Genomic DNA, 16,928 nt, shown 5'->3' with positions numbered 1-16,928 from the left:
ACCTCAAGCCATAGGTGTACGCACGACACGCAGCTTTCGTTCGTCTTCTGCCACTGAAGGGCCAACGCCCTTGACGGGCTGAGGCGGGACAACACTGATGTAGTCACTGAGGATAGTGCTCAGATCCACATCTTTGGACTTGTAGCGCATGATTGGAATGCCGGCCGATGCGAGAACGTCATTCTTTTGCTTGTCGCGCTTCTGGGCTCTCGCGCTACTGTGCGAGGCGCCGTCAAGTTCGATGACATAGAGGGGTCGCATCGTCTGGCGCTCGCATACGAGGTAGTCGACATACTTCTGAGCGAAGAGATTCCTGGCGGCGTGTGACCTTCTTTTATGCTCAAAAAACGCGGACATGGCGACCTGCGGAAAGACGTGCGTATCTCTTAGCGCGGCGGTCAGTCGCTCGTAGAGCTGTATCTCATCCTGCCGCAAAAATGGAGACCTGCGTCCAAAGCGAAAATCCCCGGATGAACTTCTGTTGGTCGCTGCCGACTTCAGCATCGCCAGAAGCACGACGGCAACTGCAAAAAAGAACACCAGCCCTAGCATCGCTTTCACACGACCCTCCTAGCTTATTGTTTTTCGCGATGCTAAGCGGTCAGGCAAGCTGAAAGCACCCCTCCATAGGAGGGCTCACTTGGGTGAGATGCGCCAGCCGGTTTTTACCGCGCTTGACGGATCTTGTCAGCGCGTCAAAACGCGCACTGCAGAGGCGGCGTCTCACATGGAATACCGTCGCCATCGCCATCCATCTTCACCGACGGACAGTTCTTCAGGTAAAAGCGGGCTTCCGCGCAGGAAGCCATCTGGCTGCAGTGTTGCTTGCCCTCGCAGCGGAATACTGGTTCCGGCGTTGTTGCCACAACGGAAACCGCGACGGGTTGTGGCTCGGCGTCGGCCACTGGATTCTTGAGCGGCGCGTGCGTTTTGTAGTAGAGAAAAGCCGCCGCGGCAGCTCCGACGAGGAGCAAGCTCTTGTACATGTTGACCCCACCCTTCTTTTTCTTATTCGAAACGCAAGGATGCCACAGTTGCGGACTCTATCCGAACGCCAGCATTCGCCCCGCCAGAATTACCGTAGCCCACAGTCCAAGCGACAGCAGCCCGGCGAACCGGGCATGGCGTCCATTCGACTGCCGGAACGACGCCAACTGCAAGACTATTGCATTGAGCGCCGCCGCGCCCATCAACACCAACTTGGCGGCGAACCATGGATTCGACTGATATTCGCGCGCCGCTGGAGCAAACAGCAGCAGGCCTGTGAGCGCAGCGAGCACGAAGCCGCCAAGCGATAGCGGCACCAGCGTCTCGCGCACTGTTGCCTCCTCGAGCCGCAGCAATCCCCCGGCCAGCCGCAGATCGACGACCGCGATGGTTCCGAAGAGCAGGCCAATTCCTAGCAGATGCAGCCAGCTGACCAACGGATAGGCCCACGTCGATGCGCGCAGCGCCACCACTGGTTGCCATGTCTCGATTGCTGCGAACAGAGCGTCCCACGTTTCCATGTCGTCTTTTCCGCTCAGCCGCGCGGCGTACCGCTGCATCCTGCGGGCAGCACGACCGATTGCTGGCGCACGCCAACGCCGTCCAGAACGATCAACGCGGGTCGCGCGACATGGCGGTCGTTGCAGGAAGGAAACCCGATGGCCTCGAGCCGGTCGCCGGGTCGAGGCTCGCGCGGCATGCCCCATCGTTCGAGCCGGTTGATCGGCGCCAGGTCTAGGGTCCAACGGCCGGGCGGGGCCGATGCGCGCACTGCCGCCAGCGTTTTGGCGAAGTCCAGTTCGGCGAGTTCTGGCGGGATGGGCAAAGTATTCCAGTTACGCGGCAAGGTAACGGCTTCGACTTCGATTGTCACCTGCGGATGCGGGTTGCGCCATGTCACCGTCACCACGCGCCCCGAGAAGTAGAGAGGCGTGGCAGTGTCGTAGTAGCCCCAACCGTGATGCGCCAGTGCAGGCCATCCGAGCGTCATCGCGACGCTCGACACCGCTATCGCCACCCATCGGGTCATGGTTCGCTTCATTTCGATACCTCCTCGACTCGTTGTGGTGACGATAGCCCTCGCCAATCCATGCATCAATAACCGAAAATGGCATCATTCGATACGAAATGAGGTATCAATGGAATTCCAGCAACTGAAGCTTTTCCTGGCCCTTGCCGAAACCCTGCATTTCGGCCGTGCTGCGCAGCAGGTCGGCATGGCACAACCGCATCTGAGCCGCGCGATTGTCAGGCTGGAAGAGGAAATCGGCGTGCGCCTGTTCGACCGCACCAGCCGCCGTGTCGCCCTGACGGCCGCCGGCGAGTGCTTGCGCGAGGAAGCCATCGCCCTGCTACAAGCGCAGCGGCGTGCGCAGGAGCTTGCACGCACTGTGGGACAGCAACGACGGAGCCTGCGCATAGCTTATGTGTCGGCCGCGCTGTATCTGGCGTTGCCTGCGGCGCTGCGGACGCTGTCAGGCGGACAGGAACGGGTCGAGTTTGCGCTGCAGGAAGCGACTACCAATGAACAGCTGTCCCTGCTCGCGGCCGGTGAGATCGATCTGGGTATTGGGCACCCGCCCTTCGAAACGCATGCGCGCCTGGACAGTGTTTTGCTCTCGAATGACCACTTCGACGCCGTGCTGCCTGCTGACCACCGCCTCGCCAACCAGGCCGCCATCTCTTTTGCCGATCTGTCCAGCGAGTCTCTGGTGTTGTTTCCGGAGGCGCAGGGGCCGGCATTATATGCAGCGATACGCGATCGTTGCCGTCTCGCGGGCCATGCAATGCGGGTGGCAGCGACCGCGCCTCGTCTGCACGGACAGTTATCGCTGGTTGCCGCGGGCCTGGGCATCGGGCTCGCCCCAACGCAGTCACGCAGCCTGTCTGTGGCAGACACGGTCCGCATGCCGATCAAGCCTTATCCCGCCGCGCTGGTGCTGACACTGACGGCCCTCTACGATCCGCGTTCGCGTCATCCGGCATTGCCGCTCGCGTTGACGGCCTTGCGGCGCGGCGTCGCGGCAGGTAAGCGGTCCCGTTGATACGGTGACGGGCCATTGTTGACTGGTCGTTCAAAAACCTTCACACTGGCGTTATTGAACAATCGTTCCATAACCGGCGAATGGGTGTCGCATGGCTAGGCCAAGGACGTTCGACGAAGACGTTGTGATCGCCCGCGCGGCGGAGGTTTTCGGTCGTATTGGCTACAACGCCTGCTCGGTCGATAACCTGGTGGAGGCAACGGCGTTACAGCGAGGCAGCCTGTACAAGGCATTTGGGTCCAAGCGCGGTTTATTCGAAAAGGTACTGGAGCGAGCCCTTGTCGGCGAATGGTATCGGGACCCGGCCGTGCTCGACCTGCTCATCACCGCCCTGCGCGAACTCGCGCCAACAGATCTGCCGATCGCCGCCCGTTGCCGCGACGCCTTGCAGACCTATGGAGAGAATGCTGCCGAACTGCTCGGCGCGCGTCTGCTCGATCATCTGCCCACCCACGATCCCAACAAGGAGTAGCGATGCCTCGACTCGAATTAACCGACCGCGAACTCGTTGTCCACCTGACACCATGGGAATCGATCTGGTCGCTGCGCCGCGGCTTTCGCGTGCCGCTTGCGCATGTTCGCGGCGCTACCGAAGACAATGGCTTCGATGGCAGAGCGCTAGGCCTGCGCCTTCCAGGCACCTACTTCCCGGGCCTGATCGCCGCCGGCACGTTTATCAAAGGCGGCGACAGGCAGTTCGTCTACACCTCGCGCAAGCTGCAGACCATCGTGATCGAACTGGCCCGACATGACTGGGCCCGCCTGGTGATCGGAGTGCCCGACGCGCGCGCCGAGGCAGCGCGGATTAACGCTGCGGTCGCTAGACGCCATTAGCGCCACACTTTGGCTTGCAGGAGCGGCGTGCCGGGCACCATCCGCCACTACTGCCGCCCGAGCATCAAATCCAGGTTCTGCACCGCAGCCCCCGATGCCCCTTTACCAAGGTTGTCGAACACCGCGGCCAGCAGCACATGACCGTTTTCGGCATTGTGAAAAACGCCCAGCTGCATATCGTTCGTACCGTTCAGCGCTTGCGGATCCAGATGTGTCAGCGCGCCCGATTCATGCAGCGGCAAGACCCGTACATGAGTAGCCTCCGCATAATGCCGCGCAAGGCAGTCGTGTAACGTCGCGCCATCCACCCTAGGTGCCAGCTGCCGCAACGCCAGCGGCACCGTCAGCACGATGCCCTGGCGGAACGATCCGTACGCCGGGACGAAAATGGGACGCTGCGCAAGGCCGGCGTGCTGCTGGATCTCGGGCGCGTGCTTGTGCGCGAGTGGCAGGCCATAGACCTGGTATGCAGGCGCATTGGCAGTTCCCGGCCCCTCATATTCCTCCACGCCGGCACGCCCGCGTCCGGAGTAGCCGGATACCGCATGGATGCTGATCGGGTAAGCGGCCGGTATCAGCCCGGCCTGTGCCAGCGGACGCAGCAGGCCAACGGCACCGGTCGGATAGCAACCGGGATTGGTGACCCGAGATGCGTTCGCAATCTGCTCGGCCTGCCCCGGCGCCATTTCCGGAAAACCGTAAGTCCAGCCCGGCTGTGTGCGATGCGCGGAACTGGCGTCGATCACCCGGACGGCAGGATTGACAATCGCGCCCACTGCCTCGCGCGCGGCGGCGTCCGGCAAGCAGAGGATGGCGATGTCGCAGGCGTTGATGGCCTCGGCGCGGCGCCGCGCATCCTTTCGCTCCGTAGCGGCAAGGGTGAATAGCCGGATGTCGGTCCGGTGGCGCAGCCGCTCGTGGATCTGCAGCCCGGTGGTGCCTTGGTCGCCGTCGATGAAAACTACGGGAGAGCTCATAGGTGGATGACTCCGCTGACTGTGGGGGTGAACAGGTAAAACCGAGCCCCTATGTTGCGCGGGCGACTAGAATAGGGAAAGTTGAATTTCATAACGACAACATTCATCTTTCCTGAATCCGAACTTCGTCATGCGAGAGATCAGCCTGGACCGCTTGCGCACCCTGGTCGCCGTTGCGGACCGTGGTTCCTTTGCCGATGCGGCGCGCGCCTTGCACCTGGCGCCGCCGACGGTCAGCCTCCACATCGCCGAACTCGAAGACCGCATTGGGGCTCCGCTGCTGCTGCGCAAGCGCGGCCATGTGGGGCCGACGCCGATCGGCGCGGTGCTGGTGGAGCGCGCGCGCCGGCTGCTGGGGGACGCGGAGCAGGCGCTGGACGATATCCAACGCCAGGTAGACGGGCTCGAAGGGCGTGCGCGACTCGGCGCGTCCACGGGCGTGATCGCGCACCTGCTGCCGCAAGCGCTGGAGGTCCTGCGCGAGCACCATCCCGCTCTCGACATCCAGATTGCCGTGCATACTTCGGAAGAAACCCTGTCCCGGCTGGTGGATGGAACGCTGGATATCGGGGTGGTCGCGCTGCCTCAGCCTCCGGTGGCCGGACTGGTGATAAAGCCCTGGCGCCGCGACCCGGTGATGGCCTTTGTGCCGGCGCACTGGCGCTGTCCGGCCCGCGTTACGCCGGAATGGCTCGCCGCCCAACCGCTCATTCTCAATGACGCGACCACGCGCCTGTCGCGCCTGACTACGGAGTGGTTCGCGGCCGCAGGGCACCATCCCGCGCCGCGCATTCAGCTCAACTACAACGATGCGATCAAGAGCCTGGTAGCGGCAGGTTATGGTGTAGCGCTGTTGCCGCATGAGGCCACCACCCCATTGCCCGACAGTCGCATTGTCATGCGTCCGCTGCGGCCAGCGTTGTGGCGACGGCTCGGTATTGCCTATCGTGCGGGGTACGTCGAGCGTTCCACGCAACACGTACTGGATGTGTTGTGGGACTTGCGCTTGCCGTAGGAACGAACGCCGGTCCTCCCCCTTCTCCGCCCGCCAGTAACGCCGCAGCATCTCAGTCTTAAATTAAGTTCATATTGCCTGCCCCGTCGCCGCTGACTAGTATTCTGAGACAAAAAACAAAGGGGGGCTTCCATGCGGCCAATTCAGGTTTCCCTCGCAGGCAGGCGACGCTCCGGCAACTGGTTGCATGCACAGGACTGCCCCGGCCTGACTATCCTCTCCGACGCGTTCACGGCGTCACGCCGCCGACGGCCTCATCGCTACCGACACCCCCAGCCCGCCGCCTGATCCAGGCCGGCAGCTCCGCGGCGCATGGCATGCGCGGATAGCGCGCCCCGCACCGCAGCCCCGCTGCCGATGATCTCCCTTTGTGCGGGGGCAAGATGCGCGTAGTGCTGTATCACGACGATCGTGCCAGGCTCGAGCGCGATTTGCACGAGCATGGACTACCGGACCACCTGCTGCTGGACGAGGACGCCCGCGGCATGCTGGCGGTACTGGTGGTGGCCGACGGCAATCGTGTCACCGAGGCCGCGCAGCGCTGGCTGCGCGCCGAGCCGCGCGCCGACGCCTTTATCGCCGGATGCACCGCCGCCACCCGTTGCCATTGCATTCCCGAGGCATGGTGGCCCACCACCCTCTGCGACCTGGTCTGCGCGCCGGACCATGACGCGTTGCTCACCGAACTGGCCTCGCGGCTGCGCCGCCTGGCCGAGGTCGAGGACGTGCTGGATGCGCAGTGGTTGCGCGAGCGCGCCGTCGGCAACTCGCCGGCATGGCGCGCCACCTTGCGCGCGGTGGCGCAGGTGGGCCGCTATGGCCGCGGCACCTGCCTGCTGCTGGGCGAAAGCGGCTGCGGCAAGGAATTGCTGGCGCGGCTGATCCACGATCTCGATCCGGAGCGCCATCACGCGCCGTTCGTGGTGGTGGACTGCACCACGCTGAGCCCGGAGCTGTCGGGCAGCGAGCTGTTCGGCCACGCCAAGGGCGCCTTCACCCATGCCGTCTCGGCACGCGACGGTGCGGTGGCGATGGCGGATGGCGGCACGTTGTTCCTGGATGAAGTGGGAGAGCTGCAGCTGCCGTTGCAGGCGCGCCTGCTGCGCGTGATCCAGGAACGCATGTACAAGCGCGTGGGCGAAGACACCTGGCGCAAGTCGGATTTCCGGCTGACGTGCGCGACCAACCGCGACCTCGAGGCGGAGGTACAGGCCGGCCGGTTTCGCAGCGACCTGTATTTCCGCATTACCCAGTGGACCGTGCGCGCGCCCTCGCTGGCCGAGCGCCGCGAGGATATCCCGCTGCTGGTGCGGCATTTCCTGGCGCAGAGCCTGGCCGGCACCGGGCCGGGCCTGCCGCTCGTGATGCCGGAGGTCATGCATTACCTGGCGACGCGCGACTACCAGGGCAATGTGCGCGAACTGCGCAATGTGGTGTCGCGCCTGGCCGAGCGCCAGCGCGGCTTCCAGGTGATCAGCACCGGCGGGCTCGACGGCCCCGTGCCGGGGACCGAGCTTGCGGCGGACATCGTCAACCCCTGGCCGGAAGCGCTGCGACATGCCATCGAAGGCGCACTCGACGCCGGGCTCGGCCTGAAGCATATCGGCCAGATCGCCGAATCCATGGCGGTGCAGGTGGCCGAGAGCCGCCATGGCTGCACCAGCCGCGCGGCGGAATTGCTGCAGGTCACGCCGCGGGCGCTGCAGTTGCGGCGGCAAGTGCGGCCCGCGCCGTCGGCGTGATGCACTGGCCGCTGCGCGCATTTTTTCTGAGAGACGTTGGCGGCGGCAACGCAACCCGCGCCAGCAGCCGCAACGCATTACCGCCCGCCATGCGCGCGAATGCCTCCGGCGTGGGACGCAAGGCGCGCAGCTTGGCCAGCTCCAGGCCGGGGTGCAGCCACGGGCCGTCGGAACCGAACAGCAGCTTGCCAGGGCCGGCTCGCCGGAACGCTTCCTCCAGCACGTCGAAGCGCCGCACGCCCGAGGTATCGGCAAACAGGTTGGGATAGCGCGCGATCAGGTCCACCACTTGCCGCTGCGCCGCCCAGTCGTCGGCAAAGCTGCCCAGGTGCGCGAACACGAACGCCACTTCGGGATGGGTCTGTGCCAGCAGGCGCAGCGCGCCGGTCTCGCCGCCGGGGTCGTACAGCACCGGCAGCCGCCAGCGGCGCGCGGCATCGCAGACCTGCCGGTGGATCGGGGCATCGTGCCGGTGCACCTTGATGCCGCGCAGGCCGAGCCGCAGTACCGCTTCCTCGATCATGCGATGCACGCGGTGCCGGTCGCGTTCGGCGTGGATCATGGCAAAGCCGGTGAAGCGCGCGGGATCGACGCGTGCCAGCGCCGCCACGTCGCGGTTGCCGCGCACGTAGTCCGACTGGAACACCGGCAACAGCACCGAATGCGCGATGCCGGCCTGCCGCGCGCGCCGGACATAGTCGGCCAGCGGCGCGGTGGTGTCCCACGGGCCCGTCATGCCGTCGCCCTGTCCGGCATGGACATGGAAATCGACGATCATCGCGACAGCTCGAAGCGCTGGCCGGGGCCGTAGCTCAGGTCATTGCCGGCGGCGAGGATGCCGGCCGGGACCAGGTTGCGGATCGACAGGCCGCTGCCGACGTTGACCGTGCCGCGCAGCTTGTCATTGGCCAGCGCGAAGCCCTTGTTGGCAAGCGTGCGCACGATGGCGTGCTCGACCGCCGCGCGCTCGCCGGCGCTGGCCACGTTGGCCGTCCATACCGTCAGCGGCGGCGCGCAAGTGCACGAGGCGCCGGCGCGCGCGCTGCCCTGGCGTGCGTGGTACCAGCCATGCACGCCCAGCCGCGCTGGCAGGCTGGCTGCCGTGCCGACATAGACTGGCGTCGCGCCGCGCTGGAACAGGTAGACGCCACCACCGCGCGTGGCGCGCGCGGCGGCGTCCAGGCTGGGCCAGCGCCGCCATTGCAGCGTCACGTTGGCGGATTTGGGCTCGGACTCGAACACCAGTTCGGCAAGCGTGGGCTCGATCTCGTACCGGCTTGCCGGCGCGCGCCACCGGTCCAGGCTGAGCCCCACCAGCGACAGGCGCCCCGCCTGGCGCCGGGCCAGCAGGCAGGCGCGGCAGCAAGCCCCGCCATGCGCGCCGCCGCTATCCAGCCGGCTCTCGTACCGCGCCGTGCCGCGGCGCGACGGCGTGCCGATGCGCCGTGCACGGGCCACCAACTGGCGCAGGTCGGTCAGCAGTGCCTGCGGCGGCGTGCCGGCCGGGTAGCGGCGCACCTCCGCCAGCAGCCGCAGCAGCCGGCGCATGCGCCATGGCGCCAGTTCCAGTGTTTCACCTTCCGCAGTCTTGAACATGGAGGCTCTCCCGATAGGCCGGCGGCGCACGCCCGCGCGGCGCGGCCGGCTGGCCCGCCAGCGCGGCAAGCGCCGCCAGCAGGCCGTCAATCTCTTGCGGCGCATGGCTGGCACGCACCACCACCGCCACCGCGCAGCGCCCTTCGGCCTGCCGCAGCAACGCGGTGCGGAAGCCCGCGGCGCGCAGCCCCGCGTGCAGCGCGCTCGTGCGCCCGGCAGACCCCAGCCGCAACTGCTGCATGGGGTGCAGCGGCACGCTGATTTGCAGGTCCGGCAAGCGGTGCTGCGCCAGCCAGCGCAAACCCCGCCGCAGGCGCCGCACGCGCTCGAGCAACGCCGCCCGCAGCGCGTCGCCATCGCAACCGTTGCGTGCCAGCGCGTTCAGGCCGGCCAGCAGCGCGGCCTGCGAGGCAGCGCTGCAATGAGCCTGGGTCGGGCCGTCGCGGGCGATCTCGCCCACCAGCGCGGCGGGGCCGCACAACGTGGCTAGCGGCGCGCCGAAGGCCTTGGCCCACGATGCCAGCAGCAGCACCGGCTCGGCGGGCCCCAGGCCGGCGTAGCGCAGCAGCCCGCCACCGCCGCTGCCCCATGGTCGTCCCGGGCCGGGTTGCGCGCCGGCCAGGCCCAGCAGCTGCGTGTGGTCGACCACCACCAGGCCGCCACGCTCGCGCACCAGCGCGAGATAGCGGCGCAGCGCCACCGGCGCGCCTTCACGGCGCGTGCCGTCGGTCACCACCGCGGGCGGACGGGTGCCGGTGCCCTGGCGCAGTCGCCGCGCCAGGTCGGCCAGGTCGGCATGGCGGAACAGCGTGACCGGGGCGCCGAGTCCGCGCACCCGCTCGAGCCCCCAGCGCATCACCGGATAGAGGGTGTCATCCGCCACCAGCGCATGCGTGCGCCCGAGCCGGTCGAACAGGTCGAGCGACAGGTGCAGCGTCGACGGCCCGGCCAGGCCCGCCTCGCAACCCTGCAGCGCCGCCGCCTGCGCCGCCAGCGTGCCGGCCAGCGGCGACACCGCCAGCGCGGCAGGCGTGCCGGTCGTGAGCGCTGCATAGCTGCCCAGTTGCGCGGCGGGATGCGACATGCCCAGGTAGAGCACCGACGTGAAATCGATCATGGCCGCCTGCCTCTCCTCTCCCCTGTCCTGGCTATCCCTGCCGTTCCCGCTGGGCCACGCTCAGGCCACCCGCGCACCCCGGTGCTCTTGCAGCCGGCGCAGCAGGTGCATGCCCGGCACCTGCACGTCGACCGGCTCGGCGCCGATGTCCACGCCGGTGACGGCCCGGTACGAGTGGATATAGGTCTGGATCTCGGGGCGGAAATACGCTGCCCAGTTCGCCGCGTTGGACGGATCGGTGACCGAATTCCAGTCGCTCCAGCGGATCGACGACACGATCTGTTCGCCGGTGGTGGCCAGCTGCCAGAACTGGTAGGTATTGGTATCGCCCCAACCCTGCAGCTTGCGCATGCTTTCCACCGAGTGCATCCACGGCTCCGGGTACGCGATCATCGAGCGCCGCGGCAGGAACTCGCGGAACTCCGGCCGCGCCAGGATCCACTGCTGCATCATCATCTCGATGCGCGAGGTGGTCGGCAGGTCGCCGAACTGGTTATGCGCGCCCTCCGACAGGATCAGGTGCACCTCGCGCAGTGCGTTCAGCAACGGGAAGCCATCCGGCACCACGGTGGTATCGTCCGCCTGCCGGAAGAACGGCACGCACAGGTTCAGCAGCGTATGGAACGCGCCCAGGAACTTGCTGCGGCTGTCGGCCGGCTGGATGCGCGGCACCGCGCGCCCGAACAGGCGGAAGCCATACTCGTGCAGGTATTCGGCCGCGCGCCGCTCGATCGGCAGGCGATGCTGCTCATCCTGTACCCAGCCCCAGATGATGTTGCTCACCGGCCGCAGCGGATCCAGCTCGAGCTGGTTGAGCGGATCCCTGGGCCCGCCGGACAGATTCTGGAAGCGGCGCGAGATGGCGTTCATGGTCTGCACCAGCTGCAGTTCCTCCATCCAGTAGCTCCAGATCAGTTCGATCAGCGGCGGCGCGCTCAGCTTGGCCGAGATGTCGTTGTTCCAGTGCTGCAGCCACAGGCAGCCGTCGCCGCACGGGCCATCGTCGCGCGGCACCAGTTCGCGCGAGCTCGACAGCGGCTCGCCGAGATGGCCGGCGGGATGTGTTGCGGCATGCGAAGCGGGATGTTCGGCCGCACCGGAGCGCGCGAACGACTCGCGCATGTCGTCGACGGTGCGCCCCGCGTCGGTGCCCTGCAGGCCCTGCACCACGCGCTCCAGGTAAGGCAGCGTCGGCGAGGCGCCCTTGCCGAAATACTGGCCGGCGATCTCCTCCACCTGCGCCGGCTCCAGGTTCAGCCCGAGCCGGTCATTGGCCAGATGGATCGCGGCGACGTCGGTCCTGAGCAGCCGGGCGATGGTGCCGCTGTCGCGCGCGGACGGCACCACCGCGCCCCACGTCACCACGAAGGCCTCGGTGGCCACCTTCAGGGCGCGATAGGCATCGGTATCCGAGAATGGCAGGAAGCGGCGCCGGCTCAGCCGCGCGGCTTCGTCGTACAGCGCCGGGCCGCCGGGTGCGCCCGGGCGCGCCGGCAGCGGGCTGGTGCCGAAGAACAGCAGGTCCACCTGGCGTGCGTAGTTGTCCCAGCTCAGCATGTCGGCGTTGCGCTTGATCAGCAGCCACAGCGCCCAGTCCGCCGTCAGGTCGCGCGAGGTGCGCTTGAGGCTGATTGCCGGCTCGCGGTAGTCCTTTGCTCCCACCGGGCCGGACCGCGCCCCGATCGGGTCGAACCCGGCGGCGCTGGTATCGTCGCCTTGCGGTTCGGCATCGTCACCGGCGTCAGGATGCGGCGGTGCCTTCAGCCGGCCCGTCACGGTGACCTCGCGCCGGCCGCCCAGCTTGGCCGCGGCGGCGAACAGCATCTCGTCCGGAATGCCCAGCGCCGCCAGCTTGCGCATGGTGTGCGCCACCTCGCCGAGCGCCGCGGGCAGCCCCTCTTCCTTTTGGCCCCAGGCGTCCGAGGGCCCGACGCGGATCTCCAGCCTGGTTTCGCTGCCAGGCTTGAGACGCAGCTGCTCCATCTCGCGCGGCTCGCCTTCGCGGGCGTAGACCGCCAGCTTCAGGTATTTGTGGCCTTCGGTCAGCCTGGTGAAGTCATAGTGCCAGTCACCGTCGGTATTGCCTGTCGGCACCAGCGCGTACTCCACGCGACCCGACTCCGTGTTCGTGTTCATCACGTTCTCCTTCAGCAAATCACGCGTAGGCCGCGACTGGCATGCGCAGCGGCTGCCGTCGCTGGTTGAGCGCCTCGCTCAGCTGCGCGCTGCCGGCGCTCCAGGGCAGATAGCCGGCCAGTGCCCAGCGCTGCAGCAAGGCCGAGATGGTGCGCAACTCGACGTCGGGCGCGAGCAGGCCGCTGTAGCGGGCCTGCCCGAGCACCGCGAACGCCAGCGTCGGGGTATCGGCCAGGTACTGGTGCGGGCGCGACCGCACCAGGCGCCACAGCCGCAACAGGTTGGCGGGATCGCGGCCGGGCAGCCGCAGCGCCTGGCCCAGCGTGCGCCCGCCCAGCCGCGGCGCGCGCAACGCGAGCAGCCTGGCCACGAACGCCGGGATCGACTGGTCCAGCTGCGCGAACGCGCGCCGTTGCGCGGCGCTCATCTGCCAGCGCGGATAGAGCCGTTCCCACACCTGCTCTAGCGCATCCCATTGCGGGTGCGGATACAACGCCCGGCCCATCGCCACCGACAGCTTCACGCGGATCCACGGCGCCGGGTGCGGGTCGTCCAGGTTGATACGCAGCACGAAGGCGCGCGGCAGGCTGACCACGCTCATCAGCCCGCAGGTGGCGGTAATGCCCACCCGCGACACCGCCCACAGGTCGGCGACGATCTCGCTGATCCAGCGCTCCCAGGCGCGCCAGACTTGCGGCGGCGCCGTCGCTGCAGGTATCCCGCCAGGTGTTGCCCCGGCGCCGCCGGACACCAGCCGCAGCCGCCGCTGGCCGTCGCCTGCGGCGGCACGGCGGTACGCATTGGCCAGGTCCAGCAGCGCCGCCGCCTGGTGCCCCACCTCGTGGAACAGTGACGCCGCCAGGCCGGTGCCGACCATGCGCTCGCGCGGCATGCGGATCACCGCCACCGGATTGGCGCCGCCACCAGGCAGGCGCGTGCGCGCCCGCCGGATCGCGCCGCCATGGCCGCGCTCGACATAACAGATCACCTGCGGCAGGTCGATGACCACGCCGGGCTGCCGCAGCCCGTCGCGCGCGGCCACATCCAGCCCCGCCAGCCAGACGCCGGTGCCATGCTGGCTGCGTTGCGTCAGCACTTCGGCAAAGATCTCGAAATGCGTCAGTGCGGCATGGAAATACAGCTTGAGCATGGCGTAGCGCCGCTGTGCGCGCGCCACCGCGGCGGGCTCGGGCCGCGCGGCGCGCAGCGCGCCAAGGAAGCGCCCGATGCGCCGGCGCAGCTGGTGCCGCGCCGCCTGCATATGGCGCTCGATGGCGCCCATGGCTTCGTCGCTGATATTGGCGGCGGGGACCATCGGCATCTGCAGCGCGTAGGGCAGCTGCGCGTCCAGGCGGGCGCGGATGCCGAGCACCTCCTGTTCCAGCAACCGCAGGGCGTTGGCGCAAGCGTTCATGACGGCGGCCTCGGAGTGGAATCGCGAATGTCGAAAGCAGACGGTGGATGTTCAGAACATCGGCCGTGGCGGTGCCAGGTACAGGATCAGCGCGCGCCCGTTGCGCGAGCGCCGCCACTGCCCGCCCATCGGCAGCGCCGCCGCGCCCAGGCCGCCTTGCGCGGCCACCCCGTTGCCGCATGACGGGCACGGCGCCGTACCACCGTTGGCATAGCCCGCATACGGAGCGCGCACCGCCGCGGCCAGGCTGGCCACCGGCTGCGCCCCGGCAGCGCCGTTGGCCGCCGGCCCGAAGATCGGCGCCGTGCCCATCTGCCGCGCCGCCGCCACGCCGTTCTGCGAAATCGTGCGCATGGCGGGCAGCAGGCCCGGCGCGACCTGGCGCGCGGCCTGCAGGAACGCCGCGCGCGCGGCGCGCGACGGCGGCACGTTGCGCGGCATGGTCAGCAGGTTGCGGGTTGCCTGCTGGCCGATGCGCACCACGCGGCGCGCCACCTCGAACTCGCGGTCCTCGTTGCTCAGGCCCTCGAGCTCGAGGCCGAGCGCGCTGCCGGCCATGCTGGCCAGCTTGCCGCCGATCGCGCCGCCCGCGCCGGGCACCACCAGGTTGCCGAGCGCGCTGCCCACCACCGGCAGCGCCGCCTTGGCCGCCGAACGCAGGATGCCGCCCAGCGCCTTGCCCGCCGACGACCTGGCAAAACTGCTGGCGGCACGTCCCACCGAACGCACCAGGCCGCCCAGGAACTGCTCCATTTCCTGTTCGCTGTTGACGGCCAGCAGCTCCGCCGCCAGTTCCATCTCCTGCATCTCGCCGGAGACCTCTTGCTCGAACTCGTTCTCGAATTCCCCCTCGCCCTCGAATTCGCCTTCGAACTCGGTCGCCATGCCGCCGAGTTCCTGGCCCAGCTCGCCCGCCTCCATCAGCTCCGAGGCCAGCTCCTGTTCGAGCTCGTTGTAGCCGGTGCCCCAACCGCCCGGCCTGGAAGTCCCGATATCGTGCATTTGCAGCTCCTTTCAGGTTAGGTTGGCGAGCCGCAGCGGAACTCGCGTGCCCTCCTTGTGCAGGCGGCGTGCCAGCGCGCACAGAACGTCTAAGTCCCTGAAAAGGCGAGATATTGGGAAAGTCCCCGGCGGCCGGCGGCGAACCGCGCTTCGCGCGGGGCCGGCCTGGGGTGCGGGATCAGGCGAAGCAGGCTTCGCTGCCCGGGCGCAGCCCGGAATGCAGGATGGGCGCGATCCTCCCGTCGGGTGCGGCGTGACCTGCCCCACGCCTTCGCCGGCTTCACGCCGTCTGCTGTCTGCGCAGAAGATGGCGGCGGGAGACCATGCCCCCGCCGCCGGTCCCGCCTACTTGATGCAGGCGAGGTTCACGGCAAGGCCACCCCAGTCGGTAGCCTGGTTGTTGTCGACCTGTACCTGCAGCTTGTCGCCATGGGTGACCGTCCCGGCCAGCGCCTCCTTGCTGCAGTTCTGCAGGCCATTGGTGATCTTGCAGCTCAGGTCGCTGACCTGTGCGAGCACGACCGAAGCCCCGGAACCGGTCACCTTGTGCACCGAGATGTCGAGCGTGCCCTGCACCTTGCCCAGCGTGCTCGCCGTGAGCGTGACGCGCGTGCAATCGTAGGGAATCACGACCCCGAAGTCCGACGGCAACGCTACCGCCCCGCCGGCGCCGGTCATGGCATAGCGGCCGCGGCTGAGCGTATCCGGCACGTTGAAGTTGCCGTTGTAGACGGTGCCGTTTGCCATGGTCACACCCGTCGTTGGCCACTTGCCGCCCTGCTTGGGCCCGTACATCGTCCACGTGGTGGTATCGAAATAGAAGTCGCCGTCCACGCCGATGTCGTCGGTCGGTGCGCCGCTGCCGTACAGGACATGGCCGCCATTGCCGACCGTGGTGCCACCGGTACCGCCCGTGCCACCGCTGCCGCCTGGCTGGCTGACCAGCGAGACGCCGGCCGGCCAGACACCGTCAGCCTTTGGCCCGTACAGCGTCCAGGTGCTGGTGTCGAGGTAGTAGTCGCCGTTGTTGCCGAGGCTGTTCGCCGGCGCGCCGGTTCCCGACAGCACCGTGCCGCCGCTGGGTGGCGGCGTGCCGGTGGCGCTGCCGAGCGGCACGCCCGCCGGCCACGTGCCGTTGGCCTTGGGGCCGAACAGCGTCGAGGTCGAGGTGTTGATGTAGTAATCGCCGTTGTTGCCGACGCTGTCGGTCGGATCGACCGAGCCGGACAGGATGGTGCTCCCCGCCGCACCGGTATTGCCGCCGGGACCCGCCAGCGAAACCCCTGCGGGCCACACGCCATTGGCCTTGGGCCCGAACATCATCCACGTCACGGTGTTCAGGTAATAGTCCCCGTCCTTGCCGATCTCGGGCCCGGGATCGGTGGTGCCGGACAGCATGGCACTGGTGGTCGCCGCGGCCGGAGCGGGCGACGACGGCGCGGCAGGTGCGGGGTTGGCGGGCGATGTGCCTGGCGAAGTCCCCGGGCTGGCGGTGGCGCTGGTAGAGGCCGATTCGCCCCCTCCGCCACCGCCGCAGCCGGCGAGCGTGATGACAAGGCAGGCGAATGGCACGGCGGCCAGCTTGATGTGGGCGTTTTTCATGGGCTCCCCTTCCTCGGACTCTGCGGTCGTAAAGGTCGACGGCTGCGAAGGCGCCATCGATGAACCCAATCTAGTTGGCGGGAATGGAATGGAAAATCGGCTCGAAGGATGACCCACCAGATCGATGCGATGCCTTTGCGCACTGGTGGCCCTGCACTGCGTCAGCGCTTGCGCAAGGTGTTCGCCGCCACCGCGCGAAGCGAGGAATGAGCGGCGCCACGTTCGCGCGGGAAACCCGCAAAACCTTGTGTGGCAAGGCGCGCCGGCCATCCACATGCCGCTGGCCGAGCGCTGCGGGCGCTAGCCAGGAATGCAAGGCTGACGTTGGAGAAAAGGTCCAGGCTCGCTGGAAATTCTGGCCAACCCAGCGGCAAGCCGGGCCCGTGAGGACGACCGGAAAAAAGTATGTATCCGGGTTGAAACGCGAAGCCGGCTACCCGTGAACAGGGCCAGACTGGTGA

17 protein-coding genes are annotated in these 16,928 nt (G+C 67.9%); 5 read left to right on the top strand and 12 right to left on the bottom strand.

What is annotated here, in order from left to right; translation table 11 throughout:
* Positions 1-3: 3 nt before the first annotated feature.
* From MKD38_RS09855 to MKD38_RS09840, 4 genes are all read right to left on the bottom strand, one after another.
* Complete coding sequence (locus tag MKD38_RS09855) at positions 4-552, bottom strand: DUF2726 domain-containing protein (RefSeq protein ID WP_252676718.1); 549 nt, start codon at positions 550-552, stop codon at positions 4-6.
* 143 nt (positions 553-695) lie between these two features.
* Positions 696-986, bottom strand: a complete 291-nt coding sequence (locus MKD38_RS09850) for an excalibur calcium-binding domain-containing protein (protein WP_252676334.1) — start codon at positions 984-986, stop codon at positions 696-698.
* Positions 987-1,043: 57 nt separating this feature from the next.
* On the bottom strand, positions 1,044-1,508 hold the full coding sequence (locus tag MKD38_RS09845; RefSeq protein WP_252676332.1) for a hypothetical protein: 465 nt from the start codon (positions 1,506-1,508) through the stop codon (positions 1,044-1,046).
* 14 nt (positions 1,509-1,522) lie between these two features.
* Positions 1,523-2,029, bottom strand: a complete 507-nt coding sequence (locus MKD38_RS09840; protein WP_252676330.1) for a DUF6152 family protein — start codon at positions 2,027-2,029, stop codon at positions 1,523-1,525.
* A 97-nt stretch (positions 2,030-2,126) separates the two neighbouring features.
* On the opposite strand from MKD38_RS09840, the gene MKD38_RS09835 reads away from it, so the two are divergent.
* From MKD38_RS09835 to MKD38_RS09825, 3 genes are all read left to right on the top strand, one after another.
* Positions 2,127-3,032: a LysR family transcriptional regulator gene (locus MKD38_RS09835; RefSeq protein WP_252676328.1), complete on the top strand. Its 906-nt coding sequence runs from the start codon at positions 2,127-2,129 to the stop codon at positions 3,030-3,032.
* A 124-nt stretch (positions 3,033-3,156) separates the two neighbouring features.
* The gene (locus MKD38_RS09830; protein WP_252676326.1) at positions 3,157-3,504 is read left to right on the top strand and encodes a helix-turn-helix domain-containing protein; all 348 of its coding nucleotides are present in this window, start codon (positions 3,157-3,159) and stop codon (positions 3,502-3,504) included.
* Positions 3,505-3,506: 2 nt separating this feature from the next.
* Positions 3,507-3,866 carry a hypothetical protein gene (locus tag MKD38_RS09825; protein ID WP_252676324.1) on the top strand — a complete coding sequence of 120 codons (360 nt, stop codon included), beginning with the start codon at positions 3,507-3,509 and terminating at the stop codon, positions 3,864-3,866.
* 47 nt (positions 3,867-3,913) lie between these two features.
* Here the strand turns inward: MKD38_RS09825 and argC are convergent, their stop codons facing one another.
* Complete coding sequence (gene argC, locus MKD38_RS09820) at positions 3,914-4,843, bottom strand: N-acetyl-gamma-glutamyl-phosphate reductase (protein WP_252676322.1); 930 nt, start codon at positions 4,841-4,843, stop codon at positions 3,914-3,916.
* A 130-nt stretch (positions 4,844-4,973) separates the two neighbouring features.
* On the opposite strand from argC, the gene MKD38_RS09815 reads away from it, so the two are divergent.
* Entirely contained in the window at positions 4,974-5,858 is an 885-nt protein-coding gene (locus MKD38_RS09815; RefSeq protein ID WP_252676320.1) for a LysR family transcriptional regulator, read from the top strand.
* A gap of 383 nt (positions 5,859-6,241) precedes the next feature.
* Positions 6,242-7,600 (top strand): sigma 54-interacting transcriptional regulator, encoded by a 1,359-nt coding sequence (locus MKD38_RS09810; protein WP_252676317.1) that lies wholly within the window; start codon positions 6,242-6,244, stop codon positions 7,598-7,600.
* Here the strand turns inward: MKD38_RS09810 and MKD38_RS09805 are convergent.
* The 7 genes from MKD38_RS09805 to MKD38_RS09775 all read right to left on the bottom strand — a co-directional run bounded on the left by MKD38_RS09805 (position 7,545) and on the right by MKD38_RS09775 (position 16,467).
* Positions 7,545-8,378, bottom strand: a complete 834-nt coding sequence (locus MKD38_RS09805) for an amidohydrolase family protein (protein WP_252676315.1) — start codon at positions 8,376-8,378, stop codon at positions 7,545-7,547. The two genes, MKD38_RS09810 and MKD38_RS09805, sit on opposite strands and share 56 nt — an antisense overlap.
* The gene (locus MKD38_RS09800) at positions 8,375-9,196 is read right to left on the bottom strand and encodes a hypothetical protein (protein ID WP_252676313.1); all 822 of its coding nucleotides are present in this window, start codon (positions 9,194-9,196) and stop codon (positions 8,375-8,377) included. The genes MKD38_RS09805 and MKD38_RS09800 overlap by 4 nt, the downstream gene beginning before the upstream one ends.
* Complete coding sequence (locus MKD38_RS09795; protein WP_252676311.1) at positions 9,174-10,313, bottom strand: aminotransferase class I/II-fold pyridoxal phosphate-dependent enzyme; 1,140 nt, start codon at positions 10,311-10,313, stop codon at positions 9,174-9,176. The genes MKD38_RS09800 and MKD38_RS09795 overlap by 23 nt, the downstream gene beginning before the upstream one ends.
* 60 nt (positions 10,314-10,373) lie before the next feature.
* Entirely contained in the window at positions 10,374-12,449 is a 2,076-nt protein-coding gene (locus MKD38_RS09790; RefSeq protein ID WP_252676309.1) for an 8-amino-7-oxononanoate synthase, read from the bottom strand.
* Between the two features lie 19 nt (positions 12,450-12,468).
* Positions 12,469-13,863, bottom strand: coding sequence for a hypothetical protein (locus tag MKD38_RS09785; protein WP_252676307.1), 1,395 nt, complete (start codon positions 13,861-13,863; stop codon positions 12,469-12,471).
* Between the two features lie 51 nt (positions 13,864-13,914).
* A complete protein-coding gene (locus MKD38_RS09780) occupies positions 13,915-14,865 on the bottom strand; it encodes a hypothetical protein (protein WP_252676305.1) in 951 nt (316 codons plus the stop codon).
* Between the two features lie 345 nt (positions 14,866-15,210).
* The gene (locus tag MKD38_RS09775) at positions 15,211-16,467 is read right to left on the bottom strand and encodes a hypothetical protein (RefSeq protein ID WP_252676303.1); all 1,257 of its coding nucleotides are present in this window, start codon (positions 16,465-16,467) and stop codon (positions 15,211-15,213) included.
* Positions 16,468-16,928 lie beyond the last annotated feature (461 nt).

The sequence above is a fragment of the Cupriavidus sp. WGlv3 genome (assembly GCF_023952475.1).
Classification (GTDB): Bacteria; Pseudomonadota; Gammaproteobacteria; order Burkholderiales; family Burkholderiaceae; genus Cupriavidus; species Cupriavidus phytorum.
This window is presented reverse-complemented; position numbering and strand designations above follow the sequence as displayed.

Excerpts from the sequence above, each read along its gene's own strand:
- MKD38_RS09855 (WP_252676718.1), bottom strand. The coding sequence starts at position 552 with ATGCTAGGGCTGGTGTTCTTTTTTGCAGTTGCCGTCGTGCTTCTGGCG.
- MKD38_RS09850 (WP_252676334.1), bottom strand. The coding sequence starts at position 986 with ATGTACAAGAGCTTGCTCCTCGTCGGAGCTGCCGCGGCGGCTTTTCTC.
- MKD38_RS09845 (WP_252676332.1), bottom strand. The coding sequence starts at position 1,508 with ATGGAAACGTGGGACGCTCTGTTCGCAGCAATCGAGACATGGCAACCA.
- MKD38_RS09840 (WP_252676330.1), bottom strand. The coding sequence starts at position 2,029 with ATGAAGCGAACCATGACCCGATGGGTGGCGATAGCGGTGTCGAGCGTC.
- MKD38_RS09835 (WP_252676328.1), top strand. The coding sequence starts at position 2,127 with ATGGAATTCCAGCAACTGAAGCTTTTCCTGGCCCTTGCCGAAACCCTG.
- MKD38_RS09825 (WP_252676324.1), top strand. The coding sequence starts at position 3,507 with ATGCCTCGACTCGAATTAACCGACCGCGAACTCGTTGTCCACCTGACA.
- argC (WP_252676322.1), bottom strand. The coding sequence starts at position 4,843 with ATGAGCTCTCCCGTAGTTTTCATCGACGGCGACCAAGGCACCACCGGG.
- MKD38_RS09815 (WP_252676320.1), top strand. The coding sequence starts at position 4,974 with ATGCGAGAGATCAGCCTGGACCGCTTGCGCACCCTGGTCGCCGTTGCG.
- MKD38_RS09810 (WP_252676317.1), top strand. The coding sequence starts at position 6,242 with ATGCGCGTAGTGCTGTATCACGACGATCGTGCCAGGCTCGAGCGCGAT.
- MKD38_RS09805 (WP_252676315.1), bottom strand. The coding sequence starts at position 8,378 with ATGATCGTCGATTTCCATGTCCATGCCGGACAGGGCGACGGCATGACG.
- MKD38_RS09800 (WP_252676313.1), bottom strand. The coding sequence starts at position 9,196 with ATGTTCAAGACTGCGGAAGGTGAAACACTGGAACTGGCGCCATGGCGC.
- MKD38_RS09795 (WP_252676311.1), bottom strand. The coding sequence starts at position 10,313 with ATGATCGATTTCACGTCGGTGCTCTACCTGGGCATGTCGCATCCCGCC.
- MKD38_RS09790 (WP_252676309.1), bottom strand. The coding sequence starts at position 12,449 with ATGAACACGAACACGGAGTCGGGTCGCGTGGAGTACGCGCTGGTGCCG.
- MKD38_RS09785 (WP_252676307.1), bottom strand. The coding sequence starts at position 13,863 with ATGAACGCTTGCGCCAACGCCCTGCGGTTGCTGGAACAGGAGGTGCTC.
- MKD38_RS09780 (WP_252676305.1), bottom strand. The coding sequence starts at position 14,865 with ATGCACGATATCGGGACTTCCAGGCCGGGCGGTTGGGGCACCGGCTAC.
- MKD38_RS09775 (WP_252676303.1), bottom strand. The coding sequence starts at position 16,467 with ATGAAAAACGCCCACATCAAGCTGGCCGCCGTGCCATTCGCCTGCCTT.